Raw genomic sequence first — 24,104 nt, 5'->3', positions numbered from 1 at the left:
CCTTGTGGGAGAAGGTGGCGCGCATGCAATGCGCGACGGATGAGGGGTTCTCTCCGCGGGGACGCCGCATCCCGCGCGCTACGGAGCGGCTATGCCGCCGCTGAGACCACCCTGTTCCGGCCATCGTGCTTGGCACGGTAGAGCGCGTTGTCAGCGCGCTTGAGTACGTCGGAGACCGACTCGCCCTTGCGCTCCAGCGTGGTGAGACCGATCGAGATCGTGACCTCGATGCGGTTGGCGCCCTTGTTGATGGAGAAGGATTCACCGGCGATCGAGCGGCGCAGGCGTTCGGCGACCATGCTAGCGACGTGAAGGTCGGTTTCAGGCATCACGATCACGAATTCTTCGCCGCCATAGCGGCAGGCGAGATCAATGCCGCGGATCGATTTGCGGATCCGTGTCGCGAAGTCGCGCAGGACGTCGTCGCCGGCATCATGACCATAGGTGTCGTTGATCGCCTTGAAGTAATCGATGTCGAGGATCATCAGCGCCAGCGGCTTGCCGCGGGCGGAGGCCTGTTCGGCGAGGGTCCCCAGATGGCTCTCCATGTAGCGGCGGTTATGCAGCCCGGTCAGCGCGTCCGTGATCGCCATCTCGATCGAGTTCTGCACATTGTCGCGCAGATGATCGGTATAGCGCCGGCGCCGAATTTGCGTGCGCGCCCGCGCCAACAGTTCGTTCTTGTCGATCGGGCGCAGCAGGTAATCGTTGACGCCGATCTCGAGCCCACGCAGCAGCCGCGCATTGTTGTCCGCATCCGAGATGGCGAGGATCGGCAATTGGCGGGTCCGCTCCAACGAGCGCGCCTGGCTGCAAAGCCGCAGGCCGTCGTAATTGTCGAGGCTGAGCGAGACAATCAGCAGGTCGTAATTGCCCTCGGCGGCATTGAACAGCGCTTCCGCCGGGTTGGTCTCGACATCGACCGTATGCTCGGCCGACAGCATCGGTGCGAGCCGTTCGTAGGACGACGGCCGGTCGTCGACCAGAAGGATGCGGCCGCCAAGCCCCTTGTCGGCAATCGCGCTGCGTTCGGGCGCCTGCATGCCGATCTCGAGCGAGGTGATCGCGCGCATGCGCAATTCATCGGTCATCATCTTCAGTCGCGTCAGCGAGCGCACGCGTGCGATCAGCACGACGTCGGACACCGGTTTGGTCAGGAAGTCGTCGGCGCCCGCTTCCAGCCCACGCACGCGATCGGCGGGGCTGTCGAGCGCGGTGACGATGACGACCGGAATGAAGTGCGTGGCCGGGTTGGACTTGAGGCGGCGGCACACCTCGAAACCATCCATGTCAGGCATCATGACGTCGAGCAGGATGATATCGCACTCGGCACGAGCGCAGATCTGCAGGGCCTCGGCGCCGTTGGAAGCGGTCAGCACGTCGAAATATTCGGCCGACAGTCGTGCTTCCAACAACTTGACGTTCGCGGGAACGTCATCGACCACGAGGATACGCGCAGACATCGAAACTCCACTCCCCTACCCGATAAAGCGTCGGACGGTCTCAATGAATTTGCCGACCGAAATTGGTTTGGACAAATAGGCCTCGCATCCGCCCTCGCGGATGCGTTCCTCATCGCCCTTCATCGCGAACGCGGTGACCGCGACCACCGGGATCTTGCGCAGATCGGGATCATCCTTGATCCAGCGCGTGACTTCGAGCCCGGAGACCTGCGGAAGCTGGATGTCCATCAGGATCAGGTCGGGATGCAGCTTGCGGACCAGATCGAGCGCTTCGAAGCCGTTGCTCGTGCCGGAGGTCTGATAACCGTGCGCCTCCAGCAGGTCGCGAAAGAGCTTCATATTGAGCTCGTTGTCCTCCACGATCAGGACGGTCTTGGCCATCCCGTCCCTCCAAAGCCGTAGGAAACAGTCCCTGATACGGTACGTTCGATACCGCGCTCGGGCGCGTCGAAATGTAAAATCAAACTAGCGCCAGATTCGCTCAAACCCGTTAAGCCCGACGCTATCTTGTGTGGCGTGGTTTCCACTTGCTTGAACAGGTCCGAAAGACTCGGGCATGATGCGTCTCATTAGAGAACATAAGTTAACGGAAAGGCAAACCGGCCGTTGAAAAAGCCTGTTCAAAATGCCCGCGAAGTAGCTGAAATCGTTGCGGTTCAGGCGCTGGGTTTCATTGCCGGCGACCCCGAAAGGCTGGGCCTGTTCCTGGCCGAGACGGGAATCGGCCCGGAGACGCTCCGCTCGGCCGCCTCCGATCCAAAGTTCCTTAGCTCGGTGCTCGATTTCGTGATGCGGGATGATGCGACCGTGCAGGCGTTTGCGAAGGCTTCCGAGCTGCACCCGACCAACATCGCCGCGGCCCACCAGGTTTTGAACGATCCCAAATGGGAACGCGACGTGCCGTGAGCGCTCCGCTCACGAGCAACGGCCCCCGCTGCTTCTGCCGGGATTGTCTCGGCGATCTCGACTTCAAGGCAAGGCGCTGCAGCCGTTGCGGCTCGCCGCGCCTGGTTCGCCATCACGCCCTGCCCCGGCTTGCGCTGGCGCATGTCGATTGCGACGCCTTCTACGCCACGGTCGAGAAACGCGACAATCCTGATCTCGCCGACAAGCCCCTCATCATCGGCGGCGGCAAACGCGGCGTGGTCTCGGCCGCCTGCTACGTCGCACGGACCTTTGGCGTGCGCTCGGCCATGCCGATGTTCAAAGCGCTTGAGCTTTGCCCGTCGGCAACCGTGATCCCGCCGGACATGGCGAAATATGTTCGCGTCGGCCGCGAGGTGCGCCACGCGATGCAGGCGCTGACGCCCCTGGTCGAGCCGTTGTCGATCGACGAGGCCTTCCTCGATCTCTCCGGCACCGAGCGCGTCCACGGCATGATCCCGGCGAAGGTGCTCGCGGGCTTTGCCCGCGATGTCGAGCGCAATATCGGCATCACGGTGTCGGTCGGGCTGTCCTGCAACAAGTTCCTGGCCAAGATCGCGTCCGACCTCGACAAGCCGCGTGGCTTCGCCACGCTCGACCAGGACGAAGCGCGCGAGATGCTCGCGGACAAGCCGGTCGGATTCATCTTCGGCGTCGGCCCTGCGACCCAGGAAAGGCTGATCCAGCGCGGCTTTCGCACCATCGCCGACCTGCAGCGCGCGGACGAGAACGAGCTGATGAAGCAGTTCGCCAGCGAAGGCCGAAGGCTATGGCGACTTGCGCGCGGCATCGACGACCGCCGCGTGGTAGCCGATCGCGGAGCCAAGACGATCTCGAGCGAGACCACGTTCGAGAACGACATCCGCGATTTCGTCACGCTGGAAAGGCTGCTGTGGAGATTGTCCGAGAAGGTCTCGGCGCGGCTGAAGAATAGCGAGCTTGCAGGCTCCACCATCACCTTGAAGCTGAAGACCGCCGATTTCCGACCGCGCACCCGCTCGCAATCGATCGCGGCGCCAACCCAGCTCGCCGGAAAGATCTTTGCGGTGTCGCGCGAGATGCTGGCGAAGGAGATCGACGGCACCGCCTTTCGCCTGATGGGCGTCGGCGTCAGCGCGCTGCGGCCGGGATCGGCGGCAGACGACACCGACATGCTCGACCGGCGCTCCGCCCATGCCGAGCGCGCGATGGATGACCTGCGGAAGAAGTTCGGAAATGCGGCGGTGATTAGGGGGATTGCGTATCAGGGGCCGGAAAAAACAGAGTAATTGTTGCTGTCATTCCGGGATGGTCCGAAGGACCAGACCCGGAATCTCGAGATTCCGGGTTCGATGCTTCGCATCGCCCCGGAATGACGGCGAGAGTCGGTGACGCTCTTTCGAGCCTCACTTACAGGGCTTCGTGTCCTTGACGTCGAACTTGCCCATCGCGCCTGATATCACGAAGTCATTGTAATCCAGCACCAGCGCACGGGAGACGCCGTTCTCATAGAGCTCGAACGACATCGCGTAGACCGGCGTCTGCTCGCCATCAACGGCCTTGGCGTCCCGGTCATAGTAGCTCACCGTCACCGGCCAGCGGGTCATCGCTTTCATCGCATCGTTCGTGCTCGAAGCATCGGGCGACGCCGGCGCGCGCTCGCCGGGGATCGGCTGTCCGATCACCGAAAGCGTGTTGTAGACCTTTTCGCCATTGTCGGAGCCGTCATAGACCGTGAGCTCGAGCACGCTCTTGCCCTCGCGCGCAGCAGTGATGATGTGCTGGATCTGCTCGGTCGGAAATACGACTTTGCCGTCGAGCTGAAACGTCTTCGCCACCGGCTGCTTCAGCTTGACCGTGATGTGGTCGCCCACCCGCTCCGCCACGCCATCCACCGGCGCGGAATCGCCGTCGTTCATCCGCGTATCGATCTTGAACCGGTAGCTCTTGCCGGCGGCATCCTCCCAGGACGAAGAGCGCAGGTCGGAGAGCGTAACCTTGCCCTCGCCGCTGTCGAGCTCCGATACCTGGCGGAATTCGGATGTGTAGCCCTCGCAGGTGCTGCCGGAGAAATTGTAGAGGATGCGCCCGCGCACGCCGCTGATCGCGTTGGAACCACGCGACTTGACGAGATTGAGCTCGTAGAGCGCCTGATGCGACAGAAACGGCACCGTTCCGGCCGTCGCCGCTCCGTTAGTGAATCCCGATCCTGCGGCTACGGCAATAGTCATCGCCAAAACGCGAGGCGGAATCCGGAACAGGCGGGCCATGTATATCCCTTTAGGAAACGGGCGATTCGTCACAATAGTGACGGCTCTATTGCGCCGCAACTGGGGCAGTTTCACAAAAAGGTAACGCCGAGGACGCGAGTGATGCGTTTTTCGGCATATTTCACCGGGGTTTACGCAGAAAGCGCCGTCCTTGACCGATCCGCGGCCGACTTGAAAGCGGCGGCGCGATGCGCGAAACAGTGCGCCCTGATTGTCACTGAACCGGGGACGGAAAACATGGCAGGTACGGTCGAACAGAAACTGGCGGCACAGGGCATTACCCTGCCCGAGCCCGCTGCTCCCGTGGCGAACTATGTCGGCTTCGTCCGGACCGGCAACCTGCTGTTCGTCTCCGGCCAGCTTTGCTTCGATGGCCAGGGCAAGCTGATCGCCAAGGGCAAGCTGGGCGCCGGCGTCACCCTTGAGCAGGGTCAGGCCGCCGCCCGCGGCTGCGCGATCAACCTGTTTGCCCAGATCAAGGCCGCGCTCGGCGACCTCGACAAGATCGCGCGCGTGGTGCGGCTCGGCGGTTTCATCAATTCGACACCCGACTTCCTGGACGCACCGAAGGTGCTGAACGGCGCCTCGGACCTGATGGTGGCCGCCTTCGGCGACAAGGGCCGGCACGCCCGCACCACCGTTGGCGTCGCTTCGCTGCCGGCGGACGCCGCCGTGGAAGTCGAGGGATTGTTCGAGGTCATCTGAGCGATGCGGGCCCCCGACTGGCTGACGGCACGGCCGGTCGCCCATCGCGGCCTGCATGATGCCGCGCGCGGCATCATCGAGAACATGCCGGCGGCGGCAGAGGCGGCCATCGCGGGCAATTTCACCATCGAGTGCGATATCCAGCTTACCGCCGACGGCGAGGCCATGGTGCATCACGACGATGCGCTCGGCCGGCTCACCGACGGCGCGGGCCTCCTGCGCACCAAGACGGCGGCCGAACTGAAGACCGTCAGGTTCAAGGACACCGCGGAGCGCATGATGTCGCTCGGCGACCTCTGCGCGCTGGTTGCCGGCCGCGTGCCGCTTCTGGTCGAGGTGAAGAGCCATTTCGACGGCGACCGCAAATTGGTGAAGCGGATGGCCGAGGTGCTGAGCAGCTACGCCGGCCCCGTGGTCGGCATGTCCTTTGATCCGGACCAGGTGCTGGCGCTGCGCGAGATCATGCCAAGACTGCACCGTGGCATCACCGCCCAGCGCAATTATGACGACGGGTATTGGGCCAAGCTCACGCCGGCACAGCGCGACAGCATGCTCTACCTGCGCCACGGCTTTCGCACCGAGCCGCATTTCATCGCCTTTTGGGTCGACCAGTTGCCGGCGCCCGCTCCCTGGATCGCCCGAAACCTGTTCGGCTGCCCGCTTCTGGCCTGGACCGTGCGCACGGCGGAGCAGCGCGCGAAAGCGGCACGCTATGCCGACCAGATGATCTTCGAAGGTTTCATGCCGGGAACCTGAGATGTGGCTGGCGGCCTTGAAGTCGGCATTGCGATGCACGATCTTTGCAAGGCGCAGGTCACCATGGGCGATGGCCGCTCGCACAGGGGACCGGTTCAAATTCTCAATGGCCTCATCTGAAATCACCCTCGAAGCCGTTCCGTCCGTCAGCGACATCAAGGCTGCCGATTGGGACGCTTGTGCCAATCCGACGGTCGATCCCACCTCGCTCGACGCCCTCGACACGCTGGCTTTACCCAGTTCCGGAGGTCTTGCGTGCATCCATGCAAGACCTTCCTATAACCCATTCGTTTCACATGCCTTTTTTGCAGCGTTGGAGGCCTCTGGCTCGGCCGTTGCGCGGACCGGCTGGGGGCCGCGGCATCTCCTGGCCAGGCTGGATGGCGAGATCGCCGGGATCGTCCCCTGCTATCTCAAGTCCCACTCGCAGGGCGAGTACGTTTTCGATCGCGGCTGGGCGGACGCCTATGAGCGCGCCGGCGGCCGGTATTATCCGAAGCTCCAGGTGTCGGTCCCCTTCACGCCGGCCACCGGGCCCCGCCTCCTGCTTCGCAACGGCATCCACCGTGAGCAGATCAGGTCGGCGCTTGCCCATGGCCTGATGGCGCTGTGCGAGGCCACCGAGGCCTCCTCCGTGCATGTGACCTTCGCAGGCGAGGACGAAGCAAAGTTTCTGGGCGGACATGGTTTCCTGCAGCGGACCGACCAGCAGTTCCACTGGCACAATGCCGGCTTCAAGAGCTTCGACGATTTCCTCGCCACGCTGAATTCGCGCCACCGCAAGGCGATCAAGCGCGAGCGGCGCGAGGCGCTTGCGGCTGGTGTGACGATCCACTGGCTAACTGGCGAGGAGATCACCGAGGATGCGTGGGACGCGTTCTTCGACTTCTACATGGAGACCGGCTCGCGCAAATGGGGCCGGCCGTACCTGAACCGGAAATTCTTCTCGCTGATCGGCCAGAGCATGGCCAAGGACGTGCTGCTGGTGATGGCCAAGCGCAATGGACGCTGGATTGCGGGCGCCATCAACTTCATCGGTTCGGACACGCTATTCGGCCGCAACTGGGGCGCAATCGAGCACCATCCGTTCCTGCATTTCGAGGTCTGCTACTATCAGGCTATCGACTTCGCCATCCAGAACGGATTGAAGGTGGTCGAGGCCGGCGCGCAGGGCGAGCACAAGCTCGCACGCGGATATTTGCCGCAGACGACCTATTCCGCCCACTATATCGCGGACCCAGGTCTGCGCCGGGCGATCGCCGATTACCTCAAGCGCGAGCGCGCCTATGTCGCCGAGGTCGGCCGTGAGCTCACTGACGCTGGCCCGTTCCGCAAGGGCGGCGACGAGGCTTGAGCTTTCTGCTAGGACCCGAGAACTTCAGACTGATGTGAGGAACCGCCATGCCCGCCTATGACCCCCAAAATCCCTTCGCAAAGATCCTGCGCGGCGAATTCCCCTGCTACAAGGTCTACGAAAATGAGTACGTGCTGGCCTTCCTCGACATCATGCCGCGCTCGACCGGCCATACGCTCGTGATCCCGAAGGCCCCTGCCCGCAACATCCTCGACATCTCGCCCGACGATTACGCCCATGTCGCGCGCGCCGCCCACAAGATCGCCGCAGCGGCGATGAAAGCCTTTCAGGCCGACGGCATCACCGTGCAGCAGTTCAACGAGCCAGCCGGCGGCCAGGTCGTCTTCCACCTCCACATGCATGTGATGCCGCGCCAGGACGGCGTCGCGCTGTTGCCGCCTGCAAGCCGCAAGGAGGATGTGAAGGTGCTGGAGGACAATGCGACCAAGCTGATCGCCGCGCTGGGGTAACGGCTCTCTCCACTCGTCATTCCGGGATGCGCCGTCAGGCGCAGGCCCGGAATCCATTGGACCACATGCGCTGCGGCGAAATGGATTCCGGGCTCGCGCTGCGCGCGCCCCGGAATGACGAGCGGGACGAGAAAATCACTCCGTCTCGAAATCGCCGGGCTGTGACGGCGCGAGCGGGGTGAATTCGCAGCGGTCGGGCTTGACGTCGAGCAGCGGCGTCTCGTCGAGACAGTCCAATCCGCGCACCAGGATGACGTTGCCCTCGACGCCGACCAGCTTCACGATCGAGGTCGCGATCGGGTTCGGTCGCACCGGGGAGCGAAGCGAGAAGGCGCCGCGGGTCTTGCCGTTGCTCTTCGGGCTCTGCAACACGAGGTCGCGGCGCGACTGGTGCAGCCAGTAGAGCACCTCGAGATTTTCGTAGAAATCGACGCCCTTGATGGCGGGCACCCAGGGCTCGAAAATCTCCAGACGACAGACGGGCCCGTCCTGGCGGCCTTGGCGCGGCGTCGTCAGCCGCGAGGTCCAGGGCGTGCGGATGCGGCCGATGAAGATCAGGCCGGCGTCCTGCGTCGGCGGCATCTCGACGGCGACTTCGCCCGGGCGTATCTCACCTTCTCGAACCATGTCTCAATCCACAGATAGCAGCTTGCCGATCGACAGTAGCGCATTGCGCGGCGGCTGCAATCAGCCGAGCCACCATTGGCCGCCGACCAGGATCACTTCGCCGATTGCAACGCCTGCGAAGATCGACCTCCGCGACAGCATGAACGCGGCGAAGCCTGCGGCCACGGCGCCATAGCGCAACAGGGCCGGAACGCTTGCGAGCGCGCCGGGCGGCTGCACCACGATCTGCGCGATGACGCCGGCAAGAATTGCGGTCGCGACCGCCCTCACCCACACAAGAAGCTCCGAGCCCTCGTCGAGCCCGCCGCCGAACCACAGGCCCAGCATCCGCCAGATCTGGTTCGGGATCACGCCGGCCACGAACAAGACCACGAGCGCGTGCCAGTCGCCGATGAAGGTGCTCATGCGATCGCCTTTGCCCTTGCCCGGTGCACGCCATAGGCGATCGTGCCGGCGACGACGCCACTGACCAGGATGTCGAGGCCGCTGTTGAGCAGCGTCGCCAATGGATACAGTGCCAGTCCGAGCGCGAGCGCGATGCCGTCGGCCAGCTCGCGGCAATTGCGCGCGGTCGAGAACAGGAACGCCAGGGGCGTCAGCATCAGGATCGCCGCGGCGAAAAGCTGCGAAAGATTGGCCGCCAGCAAATAGCCGATCGTGTTGGCCACCGCTGAGAGAAAGACCAATCCGCAGCCGAGCCCATGAATGAAGGCGATGCGGCGCTCCCGCGGCACCTGTGGCAGAAAGCGATGGCATTCGACCCACAGCGTCACCGCGGTGAGATGCGCCACCAGGATCAGGTGCCGCCGTTTTGTCTTTGGCGTCCGCATCATTGGCAAGACTGACACCACCATCGGAAACAGGCGGATGGCGCTGACGCTCACCGCAATCGCCGACTGCAGGATGGTCGCGCCGGAGCCCAGCGTCGACACCAGGATGATCTGCGCCGGTCCAGCCCAGACAAACACCGTGCTCGCGAGCGTCCAGGCCAGCGAGAAATGCGTGTCATGCGCCAGCGCCCCGATGCCGAGATAGGTCGCGAACAGCACCAGCGCCAGGATGGTCGAGCCGACCGACCGCACGCCCCAGAAGAAGGCGCGGAACGAGCTGTGCCATTGCGGAGAATCAAGCGGAGGAAGCGCCACGGAGAACCGGAGGAAGGTTTGAATTGAGCGGCATAGGGCAAATGAAGACGGGCCGCGTCAAGTCAGGGCTGGCATGCAGCAGCAGTTTGTCGTCCCGGCCTTGAGCCGGGACCCATACCGCGGAATCTATCTGTGAGGCGATCTGGTCGACGCCCTTATCAAACGACTACGCCCTGTGGTTATGGGTCCCGGCTCAAGGCCGGGACGACAAGTTTCGCTAGCCCGCTCACACCCTGTTCCGTAACACAAAACAGGCGCCGCCGGCTTTGCGGATGCGGTTACAGAGATTGTCGGCCTCGGGCCGCGTGTCGGCGCCGATGCGCACCTGATAGAAGGTGGCGGTCCCGCGCGTGCGCAGGGGTGCGCTGAACAGGCTCGGGTCCTGATCACCGATCACGGCGCTCAGGCTCTTCATCGCGCGCGCATACATCGCGAGCGCCTTGTCGCGGTTGAAGCCAGCGGCAAGCTGAACGCCCCAGACCTTTGCAGCGGCGAGCGTAACGTGCTGTTCAAGGCCCGCAACGAACGGGTTCGGCGCGCGCTTCAAGAGCGCCATCAATTCGCGGCAGCTCGAGGTCTGCGGGCGTGTGGGCACCTTGCCATTGCGGGCGGCGGACGCCCATTCGTCGACGCTGGAGCCGGTGATCGCGTATACATAGTTGCGCGTTTCCTGCGGCATATAGCCGGTGCCGGCGAGCCAGTCCTGCACGCGGCGCGGACCGGCATTGTAGGCTGCGGCGGCAAGGCCGAGATTGCCGAACTGGCTGCGAAGCTCGCTGAGGAATTCGGCCGACTTCGGCAGCGCCTGCACGGGATTGAAGGGATCGAGCAGGCCGCGCTCGCTCGCCGTTCCCGGCATGAACTGCGCGATGCCCTGCGCGCGCTGACCGTTCCGCGTGATCGGGCCCACCGCATCGGGCTGAAACCGGCTCTCCTGCCAGATCACGCGGGCAAAGAATTCGAGCGGCAGATCGTTCGCCCGTGCAGCGGATTCGATCATCAGGCACATCGCCTCCCGCGCCTCGCTCTCGCGCGCGGTCTCAGACTTTTCCGGGGGTTGCGCGAGTTCCTCGACGCTCGGGTGCACGACGCGGCTGTCAGGCTCCTCGGCCGCCGCCGGTGCCAGCCACAGCAAGATCGCGAAAGCGGCACTGAAATGCGGGATTATTCGCATCATCTCAGACCTGACAAATCAGTCCTTGACTTAGGCGGCGGGCCAACTAGCAAACTTGGGCATTATCAACGCCCCAGGGCCGAAATGCGCACAATCTATTTTGATCTCGACGGCACGTTGACCAATCCCAAGCCCGGGATCACCCGTTCGATCCAATATGCCCTCGAGCGACTGGGCCAGGCGATCCCAAGCGAAGACGAATTGACCTGGTGCATCGGCCCTCCCCTGCACGCGAGCCTGAAGAAACTGGTCGGCAGCGATGCGCTCGCAGATCGGGCGTTGACACTTTATCGCGAGCGGTTCGCCGATATCGGCCTGTTCGAGAACGAGACCTATCACGGCATCCAGGAGACGCTGTCCGCGCTGGCCGCCTCGCATCCGCGCATGTTCATCGCCACCAGCAAGCCCGCGGTCTATGCCGAGCGGATCATCGACCATTTCGGCCTGCGTCCCTATTTCGAACAGGTGTTCGGCTCGGAGCTCGACGGCACGCGCACCGACAAGACCGAGCTGCTGCGGCATGCGCTCGATACGGCGAAGGTGGATCCGACGCAGGCGATCATGATCGGCGACCGCAGCCACGATATCGTCGGCGCGCGGAGCAACGGCATGACGGCCATCGGCGTCCTCTACGGCTATGGCAGCGAAGAGGAGCTGAAGGGCGCCGGCGCACATCATATCTGCGCGACCCATCCGAATTTGCTCGACCATTGCCTGTCGCTTCCGGCTTGATCACTCGGAGCACACGAGATGACAACAACGTCCGACCAGCAGCTCGACTTCGCACCCGACGACGATGCGCCGATCGGCTATATGAAACGCACGCGCGACTACTATGCGGCCATCGGCTACACGACGCCCTACCGCTGGGCGCATTACACCAGCGCGCCGTTCCAGCCGCTGCGCAAGTCGCTCGCCGAATCCCGCGTCACCATCATCACCACGGCGGCGCCGTTCGATCCCGCCAAGGGCGATCAGGGGCCGGGGGCGAAATATAACGGCGGTGCCAAGTTTTATCAGGTCTATGACGGCGACACATCGAAGCAGCACGATCTGCGCATTTCCCATATCGCCTATGACCGCGTGCACAGCTCGGCCGAGGACAGCGGCACCTGGTTCCCGTTGCCGCAATTGCGGCGGCTGGCGCAGGAAGGACGGATCGGCGAGATCGCGCCGCGCTTCTTCGGCGCGCCCACCAACCGCAGCCACCGCGTCACCATTGAGACCGAGGCGCCGGACATCCTGGCGCGCTGCCGCGCTGATGGCGTCGATGCCGCGGTGCTTGTGCCGAATTGCCCGGTGTGCCACCAGACCGTCAGCCTGGTGGCACGGCATCTCGAAGCGAACGGCATTTCGACCGTCGTGATGGGCTGCGCGAAGGATATCGTCGAGCACGCCGCCGTGCCGCGCTTCCTGTTCAGCGATTTCCCGCTCGGCAATTCAGCCGGCAAGCCGCAGGACCCGGCTTCGCAGGCATTCACGTTCGAGCTCGCGCTGCGTGTGCTTGAGTCCGCGCCGGGACCGCAGACGACGGTGCAATCGCCGCTGCGCTGGAGCGCCGATCATTCCTGGAAGCGCGACTACAGCAACGCCGACGCGCTGAGCGCGGAGGAACTGGCGCGGCTTCGTCGCGATTTCGACGCGCAGAAGGAAATCGCGAAAAGCATCCGCGAGAGCGCGGCCTAATCCCGACATGAAAAAGGCCGGCTTTGCAGCCGGCCCCTTTTTAGTATCGATCAGAACGCTGTCAGACCTTCACCAGCGGTCCGCGCGCCGGCCCCTTGGAGCCGCCGCCGCCATTGGGACCGCCCGGCTTCGGCTTGCGCTTGCGGGCGCCCGGGAGCTTCTCCGGCTTCGGCGTGACCGGGCCCTCGACGAACTCGAAGCCGATCTTGTCTTTGCCGGTCGCCTCGTCCTTGACCAGGATGACACGGACATGGCCGCCGCCCTTGAGATGACCGAACAGCACTTCATCGGCCAGCGGCTTCTTGATGTGCTCCTGGATCACCCGCGCCATCGGGCGGGCACCCATCTGCTCATCATAGCCGTTCTCGATCAGCCAGGCCTTTGCGGGCTCGGACAGTTCGATGGTGACGTCGCGGTCCGCAAGCTGCGCCTCGAGCTGAAGCACGAACTTCTCGACCACCATGCCGATCACGTCGGCATTAAGATGCGCAAAGGAGACGATCGCATCCAACCGGTTGCGGAATTCCGGCGCGAACTGGCGATTGATCGCCTCGTGGTCGTCGCCTTCCCGCTTGCTGCGGGTGAAGCCGAACGCCTGCCTGGCGAGGTCCGCCGCGCCGGCATTCGTGGTCATGATCAGGATCACGTTGCGGAAGTTGACCTGCTTGCCGTTATGGTCGGTCAGCCTGCCGTGATCCATGATCTGCAGCAACACATTGTAGAGATCCGGATGCGCCTTCTCGATTTCGTCGAGCAGCACCACGCAATGCGGATGCTGGTCCACGCCGTCGGTCAACAGGCCGCCCTGGTCGAAGCCGACATAGCCGGGAGGTGCACCGATCAGGCGCGACACCGTGTGCCGCTCCATGTATTCGGACATGTCGAAGCGCAGCAGCTCGACGCCCAGCGACGCCGCGAGCTGTTTTGCCACCTCGGTCTTGCCGACGCCCGTCGGGCCGGAGAACAGGTAGCAGCCGATCGGCTTTTCTGGTTCGCGCAAGCCGGCACGCGCCAGCTTGATCGAGGCCGATAGCGACTCGATCGCCTTGTCCTGACCGAACACCACGCGCTTCAGGGTCTGCTCGAGGTGCTTCAGCACCTCGGCATCGTCCTTCGACACGCTCTTGGGCGGAATCCGCGCCATGGTCGCGATCGTGGTCTCGATCTCCTTGATGCCGATCGTCTTCTTGCGCTTGTTCTCGGCAACCAGCATCTGCGCCGCACCGGACTCGTCGATCACGTCGATCGCCTTGTCAGGCAGTTTGCGATCGTGGATGTAGCGCGACGAAAGCTGCACCGCCGCCTCGATCGCCTCATTGGTGTATTTCAGCCGATGGTAATCTTCGAAATAGGGCTTGAGGCCCTTGAGGATCGCAATCGCATCTTCCACCGTCGGCTCGTTGACGTCGATCTTCTGGAACCGGCGCACCAGGGCGCGGTCCTTTTCGAAATGCTGGCGGTATTCCTTGTAGGTCGTCGAGCCCATGCAGCGGATGGTGCCCGAAGCCAGCGCGGGCTTGAGCAGGTTGGACGCATCCATCGCGCCGCCCGACGTGGCGCCGGCGCCGATCACGGTATGGATTTCGTCGATGAACAGGATCGCGTTCGGGTGCGCCTCGAGTTCCTTCAGCACCTGCTTCAGGCGCTCCTCGAAATCACCGCGATAGCGCGTACCGGCAAGCAGCGTTCCCATGTCCAGCGAGAACACGGTGGCCGCGGCCAGCACTTCCGGCACTTCGCTGTCGACGATGCGCTTGGCCAGTCCCTCCGCGATCGCGGTCTTGCCGACGCCGGCTTCGCCGACGAACAGCGGATTGTTCTTCTGCCGGCGGCATAGCACCTGGATCGCGCGGCTGATCTCGGCATTGCGCCCAATCACCGGATCGATCTTGCCGTCACGCGCCTTCTTGTTGAGGTTGACGCAATAGGTCTCGAGCGCCTCGCCCTTCTTCTTGGAGTCCTCGTTACCCTTGGTCTCGGTCTCCTCATCGACGCCACGCACCGGCCGCGCCTCGGAGACGCCCGGCCGCTTGGCGATACCATGGCTGATGTAGTTGACCGCGTCGTAGCGCGTCATGTCCTGCTCTTGCAGGAAATAGGCGGCGTGGCTTTCGCGCTCGGCGAAGATCGCGATCAGCACATTGGCGCCGGTCACTTCTTCGCGACCCGAGGACTGCACATGGATCACCGCGCGCTGGATCACGCGCTGGAAACCGGCGGTCGGCTTCGCGTCGTCAGCGCCGTCGGTCACCAGGTTTTCGAATTCGGTCTCAAGATAGTTGACGAGACTGGTCCTGAGTTTGTCGAGATCGACACTGCAGGCCCGCATCACCGCGGCCGCATCCGAGTCATCGATCAGCGACAGCAGAAGGTGTTCAAGCGTCGCGTATTGATGGTGACGCTCGTTTGCAATCGCCAATGCACGATGCAGGGATTGTTCAAGGCTTTGGGAAAAAGTAGGCATTCGCTTCCTCTGTGGCCCCCGGCCATCATGATCGCCATTGCCCGGTCAGGCAACAACAACCTTCGTCATCCCCTGTCATATAGTCACGCACGATCGTGGCGAAAGCCCGGCTTCGCGCAGCGGTCAGCCAATCGAGCAAAGGCGCCGCGACCGAGAGCCACATCCCTCCAGGCAGCGGGAACACCGTCCGCTTCCATCGGGCAAAGCGCTTCCATCAGGCGAATTAAATGCAAGACCCGTTCCGCTTCGTGGCGGGTCTGCTAGACGCTGGGCCCGCGTTACTTCTTTTCCATCACACATTGCAGCGGATGCTGGTGCTTCCGCGCAAAATCCATCACCTGGGTCACCTTGGTCTCGGCGATCTCATAGGTGAAAACCCCGCACTCCCCGATGCCATGGTGGTGGACGTGTAGCATGATCTTGGTCGCCGCTTCCGCGTCCTTGTTGAAGAACTTCTCTAAGACATGAACGACGAACTCCATCGGAGTGTAGTCATCGTTCAAGATCAGGACGCGGTACAAATTCGGGCGCTTGGTCTTCGGCTTGACCTTGGTAATGACCGAAGTGGACGGACCTCCGGTGGTCCCCCCACTACGGCCCTCATCGTTGCTCATCCGGGGCGCTGATGGCGCGGCAAGCGCCGATATGGGCGAATTGGTTGCAAAAACTGTCTGCGACATGGCTCAGGCGTTCGACATCCCCAAAGGAAACACGCAACGCACTTGGAGGTTGCGCAACGCCGAAAACAGTCGTCACGGAACTTCCAGCACGCTCGAGAGATCGCCGTTTCCCGGTCCGATCCTTTGCTGGGTCGGCAAAAGGCAATATGGGCCCGGCTTTGTCCCGCTGCAAGCACAGATGCGTGGCTCACACGGGGCCGGCCGGCCCGACTCCCGGGTCTCGACGCTCATGCGAAGGTTAATCGTTTCTGGCGGGTTTGACAAAGGAAGCCGACTACTCGTTTAGCGACCATTGACAATAGGTCCGCTTTCGTCCCCGTCGTTCGGCTTTTGCCTTGGCTTTGACCCGTTTTTATGAGGACCGGTTTACCACCTATTTAGCGGCGCACTGAGAAATGGCGGCACCAACCAGATTGCGGTGAACGCCATGTCCGTTACAGCCATTTTCGACCGCCTTCGTACAGCGGCCCGCCGATTCGCCGGCGCGGATCAAGGGAATATAGCGGTAATTTTTGCCTTGGCTGCGGTTCCGATCATCACCCTCGTCGGTGCCGCGATCGACTATTCCCGCGCCAACAGCGCCCGCTCCTCGATGCAGGCGGCGCTCGACTCGACGGCGCTGATGGTGGCGAAAGATCTGACCGACGGCAGGATATCGACCTCGGACGTCACCACGACGGCGCGGAAATATTTCGCCGCGCTCTACACTAACCCCGATGCCCAATCGGTGACGATCAACGCGAGTTATACGCAGAATACCGGAAACGGCTCGACCATCAAGGTCGATGGCTCCGGCAGCGTGAATACCGAATTCTTGAAGTTCGCGAGCCTTGACACTCTCGGCTTCAACCTCAGCTCCACCTCTCTCTGGGGCACGGTTCGGATGCGGGTCGCGATGGCGCTCGATAATACAGGATCGATGCGTGACGACGGCAAGATGGGCGCGCTGCAGAACGCCGTCGCCGGAACCGACGGCCTCATCGACCAACTCAGCAAGCTCGCCAAGGACAACGGCGACATCTACATCTCCGTGGTACCGTTCGCCAAGGACGTCAATTTTGGCAGAGACGCCAGCGGCGCAAGCAACGCCAACCAGCTTTGGATCGACTGGAGCGTCTGGGACAGCCAGTCTGTAACGAACAGCTGGGGAACTTGCAGCAACGCAAGATACACGACGCGGAGCGACTGCAGGTCCGCGAGGGCGAACTGGACTCGAGACACGTCGCGTTGGACCGGCTGTTTCACGGATCGACAGAAGGACTACGATACTATGAACACGACGCCGGATCCCGCCATGCCGTCGACAAAGTTTCCGGCGGAGGAATACGACAATTACTGCAAGCCCACTAATAGCGAGTATCTGCAGCCGATCATGCCGCTGACCTATGACTGGAGCGCCCTCAAGACGCGGGTCAACAACATGAAGCCGACGGGCAACACGAACCAGGGGATTGGCCTTGCCTGGGCCTGGATGACGCTTGGTGCCGGAGCCCCGTTCAACGCCCCAGCAAAGGATCCGAACTATACTTACAAGGACGCCATCATCCTATTGTCCGACGGCATGAACACCCAGAACCGTTTCACGCGCACGACGCAGGATATCGACGCCCGTCAGAAGATCCTCTGCGACAACGCCAAGGCGGCCGGCATAACGATCTACACCGTTCAGGTCAACACCGGTAGGGATCCGACGTCGGAGGTGCTGCAATATTGTGCGAGTGGCACGAGCAATTTCTATCTCGTTACGTCGGCCAACCAGACAGCGCAGGTCTTCAACGCCATCGGAGCGTCGCTCTCCAAACTGCGCGTCGCGCGATAGCTACAGATCGCCCCGACAGACAAAAAGCCCGGCCGAACGGCCGGGCTTTTGCTTTCCGGAGGCTGGTGCCGGCGGAACGTATCAGTGCGTCGGGGCGAATTTGGCGACCAGGCCCTCGAAGGGCTTGAAAGTCTGCTTGGCGCAGTCGCTGTAGAGGCCGGCGATCTTCTGCGATTCGGCAACGAAGGTCTCGTAGGCCGAGCGGGCATACTCGGTCTGGGCTTCCAGCGCTTTCTCGAGCGACTTCACGCCGGACAGCTTTTCCACAAACGACTTGGTGTCCTCGAACGACTTCTTCGCGTAGTCGCCATAGGCGGTCGCGATCGCCTGGACGCCGCTCTGCAGATTGTTCGCCGAAGCTGTGATCGTCTCAATCTGCTCTTTTCCGTAGTTCTGAATGTCTTCAACCTTGACCATTGGAATCCTTTCCCAAGACTTTTTGCGCAAACCCATTGTCGGCACGGAGCCGACTCCCCGAACGCGCCGTCAAACTAGTGCGGCGCACAATCAAGTCAAGCGGTATTGTGCATTGCACAAATTGTTCGAATTTGCCGAAAACCCCGGGTCTTTACGCAACGCTTAATTAAGCTTTTGGAAACTCGGCAGGCCTAACCTTGATTCCCGAACGGGTTCATCTTCCGACAAGCAGCCTGAAAACTGTTTGTGAACAGCATCTTAGCCAGAACAGCGACCCTGGCCGGCCGATGCAACCGGAGCCTCGTTTCCGGAAGCCATCGTCGAACAGGGTGATGTCAGCGGGCCGGCGGGCACAATTTTGCCCCACGGGCCGGTGATCAAGATAGAAATTGGGACGGGGAAGTAAATGCTTCGTACAACCTTCGCTTCCTCGCGTGTCTTGCGAGTTGGCGTTCTCGGGCTCATCACCTTCACCACAGCGATCCTGATCTCCAGCGAGAGCGCCGAGGCGCGTCGCTCCCGCCACCGCCATCACGTGCGCTCTCATCAGGTGGATCGCGACAGCTATAGCCCCCAATTCTCCTCCATCATCGTCGACGGCAATTCCGGCTCGGTGCTGGCATCCAACAATCCCGATGGTCTTCGTCACCCGGCCTCGCTGACCAAGATCATGACGCTTTATCTGCTGTTCGAGCGCCTCGAAGCCGGCAGGATGAAGCTGGATACGGAAATGCAGGTATCGGAGCACGCTTCGGAGCAGTCTCCTACCAAGCTTGGCCTCCGGCCCGGCCAGACCATCAGGGTCGAAGACGCCATCAAGGGCCTGGTGACGCGTTCCGCCAATGACGCCGCCGTCGTGATCGCCGAAGCCATTGGCGGCGATGAGGATGATTTCGCCAAGATGATGACGCGGAAGGCCCGTTCGCTCGGCATGAGCAAGACGGTCTACCGCAACGCATCAGGCCTGCCCAATGATGAGCAGGTGACGACCGCGCGCGACCAGGCCACCCTCGGCCGCGCGATCCAGGATCGGTTCCCGCGCTACTATCGGTATTTCTCGACCACCGTGTTCAATTATCGGGGACAGTCGATCCGCAATCACAACCACCTGCTCGGCAAGGTGGAGGGCATCGACGGCATCAAGACCGGCTACACCCGCGCCTCCGGCTTCAATCTCGTCAGTTCGCTGCGCCGAGGCAACCGCCATCTGGTCGGCGTCGTGTTGGGTGGCCGCAGCGGCGGCTCGCGCGACGCCATCATGCGCAGCCTGCTCGCCGAGAACCTCGAGAAGGGCGCAACGATCCGCACCGCCGCCGCCATCACCGAGAAGAACGTCGCGGATGGCAATACCAATATCGCGGAAGCTGATACGCCGTCCCGCGGCAACGACCAGCCCGCGCAGGTCACTTCCAGCGCCGCCGCCTCCGCTGAACCCGCAATGGCAGCGCTCACGCCGACGGCCCCGCGCCCGGCCGCAAAGGCATCGCTGATGGCCGCAGCGGCCGCCGCCCTTCCCCCGCCGCCAGCGAAGATTGAGCCAGCGGCGAGGCCGGAGCCCAAATCCGAACCCGCGCCCCTGACCAACGGCGTGATCCAGAGCCAGCCGATGGCGATCATTCCCGGCTCGGCCGAGCCGATGAAGCCGGTCAAGGTGAAGACGGTTCAGGTCAAGGCCGGCGGCACCAAGCTCGCCTCCGCCGCGCCATCCCAGCCGGCACCACCGGTCACCAATGCGATCCCACCCCGTCCGGAAGTCGCCGAGACCTCCAGCGCCGTCGTGGCAAGCGCCGACGTCGCCAAGACCGACGCCGCAAGGTCCGCAGCCAGAGCCGAAATGCCGCCGCAGCCTGCCGGGTTCGGCACCGGCAATGGCATCCTCGGTGTGTTGCCCGCGTCGAGCCTGCAGCAGCCCACCTCCTCGCCGCAGACGGTCGCCGCGCTCCAGCCGCAAGCGGTGTCGCCGGCCGCGGTCGCCAAGCCCACGCAGCCTGCCGTGCACACCGGCTGGATCATCCAGGTCGGTGCACTCGAAAGCGAAGACGAGGCGCGCCAGCGCATCGATCTTGCGCGCAACCAGTCGCGCGGCCTCCTCGGCAAGGCCGATCCCTTCACCGAGCCGGTCGTCGGCAAGGATAACCGCAAGCTTTATCGCGCCCGCTTTGCCGGCCTCGAGCGCGAGCAGGCCGAGGCGGCGTGCCGGACGCTGAAACGCGCCGACATCTCCTGCATCACCATCCGCAACTGATCTTTCGGCCCGATCGTAAAATCGCAAAGCCGGCGCCCACCAGCGCCGGCTTTTTTGCGTCGGCCTGTCGCAGCCGCGGCCACTTGTTCCCTCGCGAAACTTCTCGGCAAGGATTTACGGTTAAGCTTTCGAGAACAGGGGATCGACCACGCTGGACAACGGCGGGCGAGACAGGGTGCGTCAGCACAGAGAAGCGGCGGCAACTCTCGGTTTGTAGCGTTGGTAGCGTGCCGGAGTTAGCTAGAATGCGTGCGAAGCAAGGTATCCTTGGCCTCGTTTACACGGGCGGCGAGGTACGTCGACCCCCCCTGGTCGGGATGCAGTTTCTTCATGAGAGCGCGGTGCGCCCGGCTGATCTCGTCACGCGAGGCTCCCGGCTGCAGGCCAAGGACCTGGTAGGCCTCCTCTTCCGTCATTTTGCCGCCCGGCGCCGCGCGGCGTTGCCCCCCTGCCCCGTTGCGCTGCGCGTCCTGACGCCAAGCGGGAAACCGGCGGTCCAGATAGCTTTCAAGTAACGTGACGCTTTCGGCGTCGAAGCCGGCGGCCATCGCCAGCAATCCCTGAAGGTCGAACTCGTCAAGCGAGCGGCCGGCATTCGGTCCTTCCACGATCTGGCCCGACAGCGCGCCGGTGTCATGGTCGAGGCTCATGTCGAGATATTTCGAGCGCACGCGCGAGCTCTGTCCGGCGGAGCGCTGCGTGCCGCCGAAGATGCTGCCGAAATTGCCCAGCACGTTCGGCGACCAGCCGAGCAGGCCGGCGCCAAAGATCCCGAGCGGGATCGCCACAGCAAGTTCGCCCCTGATGCCGGTATAGGCGGCGACCGCGAGCGACAACACGCCGCCGACGATCTTGATCGCGCGCGCCATCATCGCCGGGTTGGCGGCCCGAAACATCTGCAGCAGGAGATAAAGCGTGACAACGGCGACGACGCCGGCAATCAGGGTTGGCATGGGCGCAATATAATCGCGGCGGCGAGGAAAAGCATCGCGAACCAAGCCCACAACGACCCAGCCTGGCTGGTGCACCGCCGTGCGCTGTCAGGCGACGCGGCGACCACCGTCACTTCATCTGGCCGATCAACTTGGCCGCACCGCTCGCGGTTTTCGACAACAGCAGCAGCGCCTCGCGGCCGCCGGCGGCGTAGGCCGCAGCGGCCCGCAGCAGTTCGCGCAATTGCGCCGCTGCACCCGGATCGAAGCGGCAATAGGCGCCGCCGGTCAGCCGCGCAATCTCGCGGAACGCCTGCTCGGCGGTGGCGTCGCCGCCTTCCTGGAACATGAAGACGGGTACCTTGAGCAGCCCGAGTTCGCCGGCCTTGGTGCAGAGATCATCGACGGACTCCTCCATGGCGTCGCCGACGAACACCACGGCCCGCACCCCGGAGGCGACCGCCTCGCGGCGCGTCTCCGACAACACTTTGCCGATCTGAGTATTGCCGCCCTGGCAATCGATCTTGCCCATCAATCTGGCAAGGTGAGCGCTGTCGGAAATCCAGCCAGTCGCCCGGCATTCGTTGAAACCGCGGTAGTAGACTAGGCGGATATCCAGGCTGCCCAGGGAAGCGGCTTCGCGAAACATGTCCGCCTGCAGCGCGCAGGCCATGTCCCAGGTCGGCTGCCGGCTCATGGTGGCGTCGAGTGCAAAAATCAGCCTTCCGCGCCCGCTGGCCTGATGCGGCGACATCGCGCGCGCCTTGGCGACGAAGGCGGCGATATCGTCGGAGCTGGACGGAGATGCTTCCGGCAGGCGACCGAACTTGCGGGCCTCGGCCGCCTGCGCAGCGATGTCGTTACCGGATTTCGGTTTGGTCGGTTCGCCAGCCATGAATCCTCGCCGTTGCTGCGAGGATTATGTGGGCCGAGACCAGGAAAGCGTCAATGCGCGCGCGGGATGCGCCGAGCATTGGGGCCAGAGGTCAGTTTGGTACGGCGGAGCGATCTTTCTCGGTCTCGGTCTTCTGGACCTTCTTGGTCGAGGGATCCGGTACGTAGAGCGAGACCGGTCCCGGTTCGAGGATCTTCGGCGGCGCACTCCTGGTGTCGACCGGCGCCACCTCACTGTCGCTATCGACTAGAAACTTGTCGAGCATCGCCTGGATCGAGTTCTTCGCCACGTCCGGGCCGGTGTCGCGCATATCGTTGTGCTGGAAGTTGGTGTTCACCACGGTGATACCGGACTTCTCGCACTCCTCATCATCGGGCACGACGCCCGGATCAGGCTTGAAATGGGTATCCTTCGAGCGGAACGACAGGATCTTGAACTTGCCGTCGGTCAGGAACGGCACGCGCAGATTGTCCAGCGTCACGACCTTCTTGATCTCGTCGGGATACTGCTTGGCGAAGTACATCGAGATGTCGCCGCCCATCGAGTGTCCGACCATGGTGACCTTGGCATAGTCGGCGTTAGGCTGGAGCTTCTTCATCTCGTCGATAGCGAAGTGGATATTGGCCACGCCGCGCTGGATTTGCGGCAAGCGGCCGACATAGAGCTCGCCGGCCTTGGTCACCATCGGCGGGTCTGTCGGCAGGTCGTGCTGCGGGCTGATCACCAGATAGCCGCGCGCGGCAAAGATGTTGGTCAGGAACGAATACTCGGTGTTCTTGACGGTGTTGCCGTGGTTGAGGATCGCCACCGGCAGGGTGATCATGCCGGCGTTGGCCTGCATCTCCTTGTCCCAGCGCACGGCCACGTCGACGGGAACGAGGCGATTGTCCCGCGCCGGATCATAGAATTTGAGTGTCTCGTGACGGATAGCCCACTTGCTGGCGGTGAAATACGCGCCAGTAACAAGCACGGTAAGTGAAAGCAGAACGGTAATTCCACGTTTCATATTCGTCCTCGGCGCGCCCGCCTCTGGCGCTATATCCCATTTGTCCGGACTCTGACGGTCCGTGTGGATGATATATGTCACAGCGACGTGACGGGAAGTCCAAATGTTGTGTGTTGACCGCCTGATCGTTGTGCGATGCACCTAATCCTTGTGCATACGCACAAGTAGCTGTGGGATTTGGCTTTCCTCCTAACCTTATGATGGCACCTGCGAAATTCGGGTCTAGGCGCTCAATACATTTGTAATAAAACGGCCTATTTTGAAGTTTGTTCCCAGCTTTGGGCCCTCCCCCGTAGTCACACGGGTTCAGGCAGCCGTGTAGATGGTAAGTTTCAGCGCCGGGTCGTCATTGGCCTGAAAGCTCGCATATTCGTAGGCTAGGCGGCCCCTCTTGGGATGGCTGAGCACTTTGCGGCCGGACACGCTGCTTTTGATATCGTGCGCCCCCCACCATTGGGCGAATTCCTGGCAGCCGTGCTGCAGCCGAGCGAGCAGGTCGCGAAAGGCAGGATCGCCCGCCCACAGATCGTGACTTGCGCGAAACTGGGCCACCATCCGGCGGGCTTCGTCGGCCCATGATGGACCGAACAGACGCCGCGTCGCCTCATTGGTCAGCATGCAGATGAGCACGTTGCGGTCGGCTGGCGGAAGTCGGCTGAAGCCGAAGGTTTGTTCTGCGGCATCGTTCCAGGCCAGAATGTCCCAGCGCCGCCCGGTGATATAGGCCGGCTGGTTCAAGCTCTCCATCGTGCGCCGGATCGCCGGTGGCACCACCTCCGGGATGAACGGCCGCCGATCGGCGTCGCGGATCAGCGCCCGCAGATGCGCGTGCTCGGCCTTGGTCAACCGTAGCGCTCGCGCCAAGGCGTCGATCGTCGTCAGCGAAGGGCTGACGCTGCGGCCCTGTTCGAGCCGCGTGTACCAATCGACGCCGATGCCGGCGAGTTCGGCCACCTCCTCGCGGCGCAGGCCGGGCGTCCGACGGCGTCGTCCGATCGGAATGCCGGCAGTTTTTGGAGTCAGCTTCTCCCGCCGCGAGCGCAGGAAATCGCCGAGTTCGCTTTGCCGGGCATCTGCCATGGGACTCTTCCTG

24 protein-coding genes are annotated in these 24,104 nt (G+C 63.0%); 10 read left to right on the top strand and 14 right to left on the bottom strand.

Translation table 11 applies throughout. The features are described from left to right. Positions 1–89: 89 nt before the first annotated feature. Together ACZXDY_RS19265 and ACZXDY_RS19260 are read right to left on the bottom strand one after the other, a co-directional pair. Positions 90–1,463: a PleD family two-component system response regulator gene (locus ACZXDY_RS19265; protein ID WP_028163955.1), complete on the bottom strand. Its 1,374-nt coding sequence runs from the start codon at positions 1,461–1,463 to the stop codon at positions 90–92. Positions 1,464–1,478: 15 nt separating this feature from the next. Then, positions 1,479–1,844: a response regulator gene (locus ACZXDY_RS19260; protein ID WP_027581229.1), complete on the bottom strand. Its 366-nt coding sequence runs from the start codon at positions 1,842–1,844 to the stop codon at positions 1,479–1,481. Between the two features lie 225 nt (positions 1,845–2,069). Between ACZXDY_RS19260 and ACZXDY_RS19255 the strand changes: the two genes are divergently transcribed. Both ACZXDY_RS19255 and ACZXDY_RS19250 read left to right on the top strand, forming a co-directional pair. Beyond that, on the top strand, positions 2,070–2,369 hold the full coding sequence (locus tag ACZXDY_RS19255) for a DUF3572 domain-containing protein (protein WP_464346565.1): 300 nt from the start codon (positions 2,070–2,072) through the stop codon (positions 2,367–2,369). Beyond that, on the top strand, positions 2,348–3,655 hold the full coding sequence (locus tag ACZXDY_RS19250) for a DNA polymerase IV (RefSeq protein ID WP_464346564.1): 1,308 nt from the start codon (positions 2,348–2,350) through the stop codon (positions 3,653–3,655). The genes ACZXDY_RS19255 and ACZXDY_RS19250 overlap by 22 nt, the downstream gene beginning before the upstream one ends. Before the next feature lie 117 nt (positions 3,656–3,772). Here the strand turns inward: ACZXDY_RS19250 and ACZXDY_RS19245 are convergent, their stop codons facing one another. Next, entirely contained in the window at positions 3,773–4,636 is an 864-nt protein-coding gene (locus ACZXDY_RS19245; RefSeq protein WP_464346563.1) for a cell envelope integrity EipB family protein, read from the bottom strand. Between the two features lie 237 nt (positions 4,637–4,873). Between ACZXDY_RS19245 and ACZXDY_RS19240 the strand changes: the two genes are divergently transcribed. The 4 genes from ACZXDY_RS19240 to ACZXDY_RS19225 all read left to right on the top strand — a co-directional run bounded on the left by ACZXDY_RS19240 (position 4,874) and on the right by ACZXDY_RS19225 (position 7,921). Continuing rightward, complete coding sequence (locus ACZXDY_RS19240) at positions 4,874–5,341, top strand: RidA family protein (protein ID WP_464346578.1); 468 nt, start codon at positions 4,874–4,876, stop codon at positions 5,339–5,341. A 3-nt stretch (positions 5,342–5,344) separates the two neighbouring features. Then, entirely contained in the window at positions 5,345–6,097 is a 753-nt protein-coding gene (locus tag ACZXDY_RS19235) for a glycerophosphodiester phosphodiesterase (protein WP_464346562.1), read from the top strand. A gap of 106 nt (positions 6,098–6,203) precedes the next feature. Beyond that, on the top strand, positions 6,204–7,451 hold the full coding sequence (locus ACZXDY_RS19230) for a GNAT family N-acetyltransferase (RefSeq protein WP_464346561.1): 1,248 nt from the start codon (positions 6,204–6,206) through the stop codon (positions 7,449–7,451). Between the two features lie 47 nt (positions 7,452–7,498). After that, on the top strand, positions 7,499–7,921 hold the full coding sequence (locus ACZXDY_RS19225; protein ID WP_028163962.1) for an HIT domain-containing protein: 423 nt from the start codon (positions 7,499–7,501) through the stop codon (positions 7,919–7,921). A 135-nt stretch (positions 7,922–8,056) separates the two neighbouring features. On the opposite strand, the gene tsaA is transcribed toward ACZXDY_RS19225, so the two are convergent. The 4 genes from tsaA to ACZXDY_RS19205 all read right to left on the bottom strand — a co-directional run bounded on the left by tsaA (position 8,057) and on the right by ACZXDY_RS19205 (position 10,867). Next, positions 8,057–8,548, bottom strand: coding sequence for a tRNA (N6-threonylcarbamoyladenosine(37)-N6)-methyltransferase TrmO (gene tsaA, locus ACZXDY_RS19220; RefSeq protein ID WP_464346560.1), 492 nt, complete (start codon positions 8,546–8,548; stop codon positions 8,057–8,059). Between the two features lie 60 nt (positions 8,549–8,608). Next, positions 8,609–8,953 carry an AzlD domain-containing protein gene (locus ACZXDY_RS19215; protein ID WP_208822340.1) on the bottom strand — a complete coding sequence of 115 codons (345 nt, stop codon included), beginning with the start codon at positions 8,951–8,953 and terminating at the stop codon, positions 8,609–8,611. Next, positions 8,950–9,693: an AzlC family ABC transporter permease gene (locus tag ACZXDY_RS19210; RefSeq protein WP_464346559.1), complete on the bottom strand. Its 744-nt coding sequence runs from the start codon at positions 9,691–9,693 to the stop codon at positions 8,950–8,952. Before ACZXDY_RS19210 ends, ACZXDY_RS19215 begins: the two co-directional genes overlap by 4 nt. Positions 9,694–9,919: 226 nt before the next feature. After that, the gene (locus tag ACZXDY_RS19205; RefSeq protein ID WP_464346577.1) at positions 9,920–10,867 is read right to left on the bottom strand and encodes a transglycosylase SLT domain-containing protein; all 948 of its coding nucleotides are present in this window, start codon (positions 10,865–10,867) and stop codon (positions 9,920–9,922) included. Between the two features lie 84 nt (positions 10,868–10,951). Here ACZXDY_RS19205 and ACZXDY_RS19200 point away from each other — a divergent pair, with 84 nt between their 5' ends. Both ACZXDY_RS19200 and ACZXDY_RS19195 read left to right on the top strand, forming a co-directional pair. Beyond that, entirely contained in the window at positions 10,952–11,599 is a 648-nt protein-coding gene (locus ACZXDY_RS19200; RefSeq protein WP_028163967.1) for an HAD family hydrolase, read from the top strand. A gap of 18 nt (positions 11,600–11,617) precedes the next feature. Then, complete coding sequence (locus tag ACZXDY_RS19195; protein WP_464346558.1) at positions 11,618–12,553, top strand: glycine/sarcosine/betaine reductase selenoprotein B family protein; 936 nt, start codon at positions 11,618–11,620, stop codon at positions 12,551–12,553. 61 nt (positions 12,554–12,614) lie between these two features. On the opposite strand, the gene clpA is transcribed toward ACZXDY_RS19195, so the two are convergent. Next, positions 12,615–15,017, bottom strand: coding sequence for an ATP-dependent Clp protease ATP-binding subunit ClpA (gene clpA, locus ACZXDY_RS19190; protein WP_464346557.1), 2,403 nt, complete (start codon positions 15,015–15,017; stop codon positions 12,615–12,617). Between the two features lie 278 nt (positions 15,018–15,295). Then, the gene (gene clpS, locus ACZXDY_RS19185; RefSeq protein WP_028163970.1) at positions 15,296–15,631 is read right to left on the bottom strand and encodes an ATP-dependent Clp protease adapter ClpS; all 336 of its coding nucleotides are present in this window, start codon (positions 15,629–15,631) and stop codon (positions 15,296–15,298) included. A gap of 493 nt (positions 15,632–16,124) precedes the next feature. On the opposite strand from clpS, the gene ACZXDY_RS19180 reads away from it, so the two are divergent. Continuing rightward, a complete protein-coding gene (locus ACZXDY_RS19180; protein WP_464346556.1) occupies positions 16,125–17,516 on the top strand; it encodes a TadE/TadG family type IV pilus assembly protein in 1,392 nt (463 codons plus the stop codon). A gap of 81 nt (positions 17,517–17,597) precedes the next feature. On the opposite strand, the gene ACZXDY_RS19175 is transcribed toward ACZXDY_RS19180, so the two are convergent. Further along, positions 17,598–17,933: a phasin family protein gene (locus ACZXDY_RS19175; RefSeq protein WP_464346555.1), complete on the bottom strand. Its 336-nt coding sequence runs from the start codon at positions 17,931–17,933 to the stop codon at positions 17,598–17,600. Positions 17,934–18,339: 406 nt separating this feature from the next. Here ACZXDY_RS19175 and ACZXDY_RS19170 point away from each other — a divergent pair, with 406 nt between their 5' ends. After that, entirely contained in the window at positions 18,340–20,178 is a 1,839-nt protein-coding gene (locus tag ACZXDY_RS19170) for a serine hydrolase (RefSeq protein ID WP_464346554.1), read from the top strand. 236 nt (positions 20,179–20,414) lie between these two features. Here the strand turns inward: ACZXDY_RS19170 and ACZXDY_RS19165 are convergent, their stop codons facing one another. The 4 genes from ACZXDY_RS19165 to ACZXDY_RS19150 form a co-directional block, all read right to left on the bottom strand. Then, positions 20,415–21,131: a DnaJ domain-containing protein gene (locus tag ACZXDY_RS19165; RefSeq protein WP_464346553.1), complete on the bottom strand. Its 717-nt coding sequence runs from the start codon at positions 21,129–21,131 to the stop codon at positions 20,415–20,417. Between the two features lie 109 nt (positions 21,132–21,240). Then, the gene (locus tag ACZXDY_RS19160; RefSeq protein WP_464346552.1) at positions 21,241–22,005 is read right to left on the bottom strand and encodes a vWA domain-containing protein; all 765 of its coding nucleotides are present in this window, start codon (positions 22,003–22,005) and stop codon (positions 21,241–21,243) included. 91 nt (positions 22,006–22,096) lie between these two features. Beyond that, positions 22,097–23,011 carry an alpha/beta fold hydrolase gene (locus tag ACZXDY_RS19155; protein WP_051396718.1) on the bottom strand — a complete coding sequence of 305 codons (915 nt, stop codon included), beginning with the start codon at positions 23,009–23,011 and terminating at the stop codon, positions 22,097–22,099. 306 nt (positions 23,012–23,317) lie between these two features. Then, entirely contained in the window at positions 23,318–24,091 is a 774-nt protein-coding gene (locus tag ACZXDY_RS19150; RefSeq protein WP_028163976.1) for a helix-turn-helix transcriptional regulator, read from the bottom strand. Positions 24,092–24,104: the final 13 nt, after the last annotated feature.

The sequence above is a fragment of the Bradyrhizobium sp. LeoB3 genome, assembly GCF_055456055.1.
Note: the sequence above shows the minus strand (reverse complement) of the source record. Positions and strands in the feature narration are given on the sequence as shown.

What these genes read in the sequence shown, in the direction of transcription:
- ACZXDY_RS19265 (WP_028163955.1), bottom strand. Translation starts at nt 1,463, where the DNA reads ATGTCTGCGCGTATCCTCGTGGTCGATGACGTTCCCGCGAACGTCAAG.
- ACZXDY_RS19260 (WP_027581229.1), bottom strand. Translation starts at nt 1,844, where the DNA reads ATGGCCAAGACCGTCCTGATCGTGGAGGACAACGAGCTCAATATGAAG.
- ACZXDY_RS19250 (WP_464346564.1), top strand. Translation starts at nt 2,348, where the DNA reads ATGGGAACGCGACGTGCCGTGAGCGCTCCGCTCACGAGCAACGGCCCC.
- ACZXDY_RS19245 (WP_464346563.1), bottom strand. Translation starts at nt 4,636, where the DNA reads ATGGCCCGCCTGTTCCGGATTCCGCCTCGCGTTTTGGCGATGACTATT.
- ACZXDY_RS19240 (WP_464346578.1), top strand. Translation starts at nt 4,874, where the DNA reads ATGGCAGGTACGGTCGAACAGAAACTGGCGGCACAGGGCATTACCCTG.
- ACZXDY_RS19235 (WP_464346562.1), top strand. Translation starts at nt 5,345, where the DNA reads ATGCGGGCCCCCGACTGGCTGACGGCACGGCCGGTCGCCCATCGCGGC.
- ACZXDY_RS19230 (WP_464346561.1), top strand. Translation starts at nt 6,204, where the DNA reads ATGGCCTCATCTGAAATCACCCTCGAAGCCGTTCCGTCCGTCAGCGAC.
- ACZXDY_RS19225 (WP_028163962.1), top strand. Translation starts at nt 7,499, where the DNA reads ATGCCCGCCTATGACCCCCAAAATCCCTTCGCAAAGATCCTGCGCGGC.
- tsaA (WP_464346560.1), bottom strand. Translation starts at nt 8,548, where the DNA reads ATGGTTCGAGAAGGTGAGATACGCCCGGGCGAAGTCGCCGTCGAGATG.
- ACZXDY_RS19215 (WP_208822340.1), bottom strand. Translation starts at nt 8,953, where the DNA reads ATGAGCACCTTCATCGGCGACTGGCACGCGCTCGTGGTCTTGTTCGTG.
- ACZXDY_RS19205 (WP_464346577.1), bottom strand. Translation starts at nt 10,867, where the DNA reads ATGCGAATAATCCCGCATTTCAGTGCCGCTTTCGCGATCTTGCTGTGG.
- ACZXDY_RS19200 (WP_028163967.1), top strand. Translation starts at nt 10,952, where the DNA reads ATGCGCACAATCTATTTTGATCTCGACGGCACGTTGACCAATCCCAAG.
- ACZXDY_RS19195 (WP_464346558.1), top strand. Translation starts at nt 11,618, where the DNA reads ATGACAACAACGTCCGACCAGCAGCTCGACTTCGCACCCGACGACGAT.
- clpA (WP_464346557.1), bottom strand. Translation starts at nt 15,017, where the DNA reads ATGCCTACTTTTTCCCAAAGCCTTGAACAATCCCTGCATCGTGCATTG.
- clpS (WP_028163970.1), bottom strand. Translation starts at nt 15,631, where the DNA reads ATGAGCAACGATGAGGGCCGTAGTGGGGGGACCACCGGAGGTCCGTCC.
- ACZXDY_RS19180 (WP_464346556.1), top strand. Translation starts at nt 16,125, where the DNA reads ATGTCCGTTACAGCCATTTTCGACCGCCTTCGTACAGCGGCCCGCCGA.
- ACZXDY_RS19175 (WP_464346555.1), bottom strand. Translation starts at nt 17,933, where the DNA reads ATGGTCAAGGTTGAAGACATTCAGAACTACGGAAAAGAGCAGATTGAG.
- ACZXDY_RS19170 (WP_464346554.1), top strand. Translation starts at nt 18,340, where the DNA reads ATGCTTCGTACAACCTTCGCTTCCTCGCGTGTCTTGCGAGTTGGCGTT.
- ACZXDY_RS19165 (WP_464346553.1), bottom strand. Translation starts at nt 21,131, where the DNA reads ATGCCAACCCTGATTGCCGGCGTCGTCGCCGTTGTCACGCTTTATCTC.
- ACZXDY_RS19160 (WP_464346552.1), bottom strand. Translation starts at nt 22,005, where the DNA reads ATGGCTGGCGAACCGACCAAACCGAAATCCGGTAACGACATCGCTGCG.
- ACZXDY_RS19155 (WP_051396718.1), bottom strand. Translation starts at nt 23,011, where the DNA reads ATGAAACGTGGAATTACCGTTCTGCTTTCACTTACCGTGCTTGTTACT.
- ACZXDY_RS19150 (WP_028163976.1), bottom strand. Translation starts at nt 24,091, where the DNA reads ATGGCAGATGCCCGGCAAAGCGAACTCGGCGATTTCCTGCGCTCGCGG.